Annotated in this window: 3 protein-coding genes; all 3 read left to right on the top strand. The window is 74.1% G+C overall.

Annotated elements, in window-relative coordinates; all coding sequences use genetic code 11:
• Positions 1-127: 127 nt before the first annotated feature.
• The gene (locus FV222_RS25705) at positions 128-634 is read left to right on the top strand and encodes an A24 family peptidase (protein WP_147815978.1); all 507 of its coding nucleotides are present in this window, start codon (positions 128-130) and stop codon (positions 632-634) included.
• Positions 635-832: 198 nt separating this feature from the next.
• On the top strand, positions 833-1,330 hold the full coding sequence (locus FV222_RS25700) for a prepilin-type N-terminal cleavage/methylation domain-containing protein (RefSeq protein ID WP_187277477.1): 498 nt from the start codon (positions 833-835) through the stop codon (positions 1,328-1,330).
• Positions 1,327-1,535 (top strand): prepilin-type N-terminal cleavage/methylation domain-containing protein (locus tag FV222_RS25695; protein ID WP_187277476.1); only part of this gene is annotated, 209 nt, incomplete at its 3' end. The genes FV222_RS25700 and FV222_RS25695, both read left to right, overlap by 4 nt.

Raw genomic sequence — 1,535 nt, 5'->3', positions numbered from 1 at the left:
CGCCTGCCCCGCATCCCGGACAGCGCCCTCGTCTCGGTCGGCCGGGCTCCGCCGGCGCGCGTCCCGCCGATGCGCCGGCATGCCTTCGCCGCGATCGAGGCGGACCGGCTGGCCAGGCGCTGACCCGATGGTGCAGGACGGTCTCGGTGCGATCCTCGGCGCCCCGCTCGTGGCGGCGCTCCTGCCGCTGCCGCTCACGTTGACGGCGACGGCGTTCGACCTGCGCCACAGGATCATCCCGGATCTCGTCAACCTCGCCCTCTTCGCGCTCGGGCTCTCGGTGGCGGCCTGGCGCGAGCCGGAGATGGCGGCGGTCGCCTTGCGGCTGGCCGAGGCCGGCCTCGCCTTCGTCCTGTTCCTGGGCCTGCGCGCGCTCCATGCGCGGCTGCGCGGCCGCGTCGGCCTCGGGCTCGGCGACGTGAAGTTCCTCGGCGCCGCCACCGTCTGGACCGGGCTTGCGGGCCTGCCCCTCCTCGTCCTCACGGCCAGCGTCACGGCGCTCGGCGCGATCCTCGTCGGCCGCCTCGCCGGAGCCCGGATCACGGCGGCGACCCGACTGCCGTTCGGCCCCTTCCTCGCACTCGGCCTCCACGCGGCCTTGCTCGCCGGCCACCACGCGCCTCAAGGATTCTGACGCCGCGTCCGCCGTCGATCGATGTCGTCCTTCGACCCGCTCGTCCGGCGCGGGAAGTGGCAAACCTTAAGCGCAGGGTCCTATGGATCGATCGCCATGAGAATCCCACGGGCCTCGAGTCGTTACCGAGCGCCGTCCGCCCGCCGGTTCTGCATCGGCGGGCCATGGCTGCCGTCACGTGCTCCCGGACGCTCCTGCGTGGAGCCTGGACCTCAGGGTCGGGCCGAGGACGAAGTCTCTCAGGCCTGCCGCGACCGTTCCGGGACGGCCGGCTTTACGCTGATCGAGATGCTCGTGACGCTCGCGATCATGGGTATCGCGACGGCGCTGGCGCTGGGCGGCATGAGCAGCATCTCGGCCGGCCGGCGCATGGCGTTCGCCTCCGACGTGATCGCCGCCGAGATCGACCGGCTGCGGGTGGAGGCGATGCGGACCGGGCGGCGTGGGCGGCTGGTGTTCGAGCCGGGCGCAGAGCGCTTCCTCAGCTCCCGCCCGGGCGCCGGAGCGATCTCGACCCACGGTGCGCAGGTGACGGTGGAGACGCGGCCGGGCGGCAAGGTCGACCCCGGCGAGATCTGGCTCCTCCCCGACGGAAGCTCGACGGGGGGGCGGATCGTGCTGGCCGCGCAAGGGGGCGGCGTCGTCCTGTCCGTCAGCGTGCTGACGGGCCTCGTGCGGCGTGGGGACCTTCCATGAGCGGCCGGCGCCCCGCCCCGCCCGCCGAACCCGGCGAAGAGGGGTTCACCATCGTCGAGGTCGTGGTCGCCTTCGCGATCACGGCCCTCGCCATGATCGCGGCGATCGAGGTCTCCGGGGCGGTCGCCATGGGCGTCCGGCGCGTCGAGGCGGCGCGGGTCGCGTCCGACGAGGCGGAGGGGGTGGTCCTGGCCCGGTTCGCGGC

It is taken from the genome of Methylobacterium sp. WL103 (assembly GCF_008039885.1).
Taxonomy (GTDB): domain Bacteria; phylum Pseudomonadota; class Alphaproteobacteria; order Rhizobiales; family Beijerinckiaceae; genus Methylobacterium; species Methylobacterium cerastii.
Note: the sequence above shows the minus strand (reverse complement) of the source record. Positions and strands in the feature narration are given on the sequence as shown.